Origin of the sequence: Devosia sp. (genome assembly GCF_040509215.1) — a bacterium.
Classification (GTDB): Bacteria; Pseudomonadota; Alphaproteobacteria; order Rhizobiales; family Devosiaceae; genus Devosia.
This window is the reverse complement of sequence record NZ_JBEVLL010000336.1, coordinates 1-3347: the sequence shown is the minus strand read 5'-3', so window position 1 is coordinate 3347 and position 3347 is coordinate 1. Positions and strand designations below refer to the sequence as shown.

The 3347-nt window shown below is 63.1% G+C and carries 5 protein-coding genes; 3 read left to right on the top strand and 2 right to left on the bottom strand.

The annotated features are described in order from the left end of the window. Positions 1-12: 12 nt before the first annotated feature. Positions 13-573 carry a TetR/AcrR family transcriptional regulator gene (locus ABW043_RS19110; protein WP_353922792.1) on the bottom strand — a complete coding sequence of 187 codons (561 nt, stop codon included), beginning with the start codon at positions 571-573 and terminating at the stop codon, positions 13-15. A 75-nt stretch (positions 574-648) separates the two neighbouring features. On the opposite strand from ABW043_RS19110, the gene ABW043_RS19105 reads away from it, so the two are divergent. After that, complete coding sequence (locus ABW043_RS19105) at positions 649-1083, top strand: DUF2214 family protein (protein ID WP_353922791.1); 435 nt, start codon at positions 649-651, stop codon at positions 1081-1083. Between the two features lie 112 nt (positions 1084-1195). On the opposite strand, the gene nth is transcribed toward ABW043_RS19105, so the two are convergent. Continuing rightward, positions 1196-1870, bottom strand: a complete 675-nt coding sequence (gene nth, locus ABW043_RS19100) for an endonuclease III (protein ID WP_353922790.1) — start codon at positions 1868-1870, stop codon at positions 1196-1198. A 51-nt stretch (positions 1871-1921) separates the two neighbouring features. Here nth and ABW043_RS19095 point away from each other — a divergent pair, with 51 nt between their 5' ends. Then, positions 1922-2401, top strand: a complete 480-nt coding sequence (locus tag ABW043_RS19095) for a DUF2244 domain-containing protein (RefSeq protein ID WP_353922789.1) — start codon at positions 1922-1924, stop codon at positions 2399-2401. 60 nt (positions 2402-2461) lie between these two features. Continuing rightward, positions 2462-3346, top strand: coding sequence for a methylated-DNA--[protein]-cysteine S-methyltransferase (locus ABW043_RS19090; RefSeq protein ID WP_353922788.1), 885 nt, complete (start codon positions 2462-2464; stop codon positions 3344-3346). The last annotated feature ends 1 nt before the right edge of the window (position 3347 follow it).

Genomic DNA, 3347 nt, shown 5'->3' with positions numbered 1-3347 from the left:
ACACGTAATCCGCTAAAGGCTTCCGATAATTTCGGCGATCAGCGCTTCGGTGTCTTCGCCGGCGCGGAGCGCGATCTGGCCGTCGAGGAGCAGGATGGACAGGCCGTGGACTTTGGCCCAGGCGGCGAGGGCTTTGATACGGCCGGTCTGCATGTCGCCGCCGACGACGTGGCGCAGGGTATCGAAGGCGGCGTCGGCTGCCATGCGGAGGCCAGGTCGGCCGTCTTTCTTGAGCTGGGGCGAGAACATCAGGCGGAAGAGATTGGCGTTGCTAAGGGCGAAGAGCACGTAGGTCTTGCCCATGGCGGCCATGGGGTCGGCCGGACTGCTTGAGGCCACGGCTTCCATGGCGGCGGAGAAACGCTGGAAGCCGGTGACGGCGAGGGCTTCGAGGAGAGCTGCGCGGGAATCGAAGTGGCGATAGGGCGCGGCGGCGGAGACGCCGACGGCGCGGGCGAGATCGCGCAGGCCGAGGCCGGCTTCGCCTTCCTTTTCCAGAATAATCAGCGCGGCTTCGAGCAAAGCCTGGCGCAGATTGCCGTGATGATAGGGCGAATTTAGGGATGTTGACATTGTTTACATGACAGGAATAGATGTGAGCACCGTTAACACCTGGGTGAGGACAGGGCAATGGATTGGAATCTGATAATGGCTTGCGCCCACCATCTGGCGGTCTTTTCGCTGGTGGGGATTTTTGCGGCCGAGTTCGCGCTCATCAGGCCGGGGCTGGGTGGCGCGAGGCTCGGGCAGTTGGCGCGGATCGATGCGGCCTATGGGGCAGTGGCCGGCGTGGTGATCGTCGTCGGCATTTTGCGGGTTTGCTTTGGGGGCGTTGATCCCTGGTACTATCTCGGCAACCACGCCTTTTGGGGGAAGATGGCGGCGTTCCTGGTAATGGGCCTGCTGACCATCCAGCCGACCATGGCTATCCGCCGCTGGGCGAAGGCGGGCGAGGGCGTCGTCGATTATGTGGTGCCGGAGAGCGAGATCGGGACGAGCCGGCGGTTCGTGCATCTGCAGGCGGGGGTGCTGTTGCTGATCCCGATTTTCGCGGCTGCCATGGCGCGGGGATATGGGAGCTAGGGTACACCTCGTCACCCTCGGGCCTGACCCGAGGGCTCTATACTCGCTCCGCTATCGCTAAGTGGAGTGTCCTCGGGTCAAGCCCGAGGATGACGTTCAGGGATGGGGTGCTCTAGGCCGTCCTTGGCAGAGGCGACTTCGGCTCAAAGAGACACCACTCGCTGATCGGGCAGCGCCAGCATTCGGGTTTTCGGGCTTTGCAGATATAGCGGCCGTGGAGAATCAGCCAGTGGTGGGCGTGGAGCATGAAGCGATCGGGGATCTGCTTTTCGAGGGCCTGTTCCACGGCGAGCGGGGTTTTGCCGGGAGCAAGGCCGGTGCGGTTGCCGACGCGAAAGAGGTGGGTGTCCACCGCGATGGTCGGCTGCTTGAACCAGATGTTGAGCACCACATTGGCCGTCTTGCGGCCGACGCCGGGCAGGGCTTCGAGCGCTTCGCGATTATCGGGCACTTCGCCGCCGTGGAGGTCGATGAGCATCTGGCTAAGGGTAAAGACGTTCTTGGCCTTGCCGCGATAAAGGCCAATGGTCTTGATGAGATCGGTGATCTGTTCGACGCCCAGCGCCACCATGGCGGCGGGCGAGGGGGCAAGTTCGAAGAGACGCTTGGTGGCCTTGTTGACGCCGGAATCGGTCGCCTGGGCGGAGAGGACGACGGCCACAAGCAGAGTATAGGCGTTGATGTAATCGAGTTCGCCCTTGGGCTCGGGCTCGATCTGATGAAAGCGCTCGAAAATTGCCTCGGCCTGGGCGCGGCTCAGTTTCTTCACTTTTTTAGGACTTGGCATTCTCTCGACCCCGAATCTCTGCCAATATTTCAGGGCGAGTCGATCATGCCAATGCAAACCAGCACAACGACCAGTCCTCTGTTTTCGGCCACCTTGCGGCCGGACAGATCACTGCGCGCTGCCGGTGGCTGGATTGGGCTTGCCGTAGCCGGACTTCTCGGCCTGCCTTTCGTGATCTCCGTACAGGAATTTCTGCTGCCGGGCGTGCTGGGTTTCGCCATTGCTGCAGGCGCGCTCACAGCCTTTTCAGTGCGGCAGGCGCGTCGATCGCGCGTCGTTGAGCAGATCACGGTCTGGCCCGACCAGATCGAGGTGGTCACTTCGGGCCGGGGGCAGGAGCGACAGATGCGCCGCCTCGACCCCAAAATGGTGCGACTGGTGCTTACGCGGGACGAGAACGAGCGCACGACTGCCGTTCATCTCAACCACGGGACAGAGCGCATCGAAATCGCGGCCTTCCTCGCGGTCAATGACAAGTCGAGTTTTGCGCGAGCCTTCGGCCAGGCGCTGCGTCGCGCACGGCACGGCTGAGACGCGTCAAAACCGGGTCGCTGCCTGACATCGCCGGGACTAAAAAGGGCTGGAGATCAATTGAAAGATACGGCCATGAACCAGCTTGCCCATATCGCCCCGGCCAGCGACTACGACACCATTCGCGCGGCTATTCGCTACCTCAGCGAGAACGGTCCGGATGCGACCGACCTCGGAAAATTTGCGCGTGCGCTCGGGCTGACCGAGCGGCAGTTGACGGATCTGTTCCGGCGCTGGTGTGGGCTCTCGCCAAAGAGCTTTGCGCAGGCGGTGGCGCTTGACCATGCCAAGTCGCTGCTGCGCGACAAGGCCAGCGTGCTCGACACCACCTATGAAGTAGGGCTGTCTTCCACCTCGCGGCTGCACGATCTGTTCGTGACCTATGAAGCCATGCCGCCGGGGGTGTTTCGCGCCGGGGGCGAGGGCATCGACATGTTCTGGGGGGTGGCACCTTCGCCCTTCGGGCTCGCGGTGGTGACGGCGACGGAATATGGCATGTCGGGGCTGGGCTTTGCTGACGCGGATATGTCCGTCGAAGACGCTTTTGCCGATCTCGCCAATCGTTGGCCCAAGGCGCGGTTCAAGCGGGACGATGCCCGGATTGCGCCGATGGCGGCGCAGGTGTTCGAGCCGGGGCGTTGGTCGGCGGATCGGCCAGTGCGGGTGGTGCTGATTGGGACCGATTTTGAGGTGAAGGTCTGGGAGACCCTGCTTAAAATTCCGTGCGGAAAGGCGGTCACCTATTCGAACGTTGCCAACCATATCGGGCGGCCCACGGCGTCGCGGGCGGTGGGCGCGGCAGTGGGCAAAAATCCGATCAGCTTTGTGGTGCCGTGCCACCGCGTGGTGGGAACGTCGGGTGCGCTGACCGGGTATCACTGGGGCGTGCCGCGCAAGCGGGCGATTCTCGGATGGGAGGCCGGGGTGGTTTCGGCGGCGCACTAAA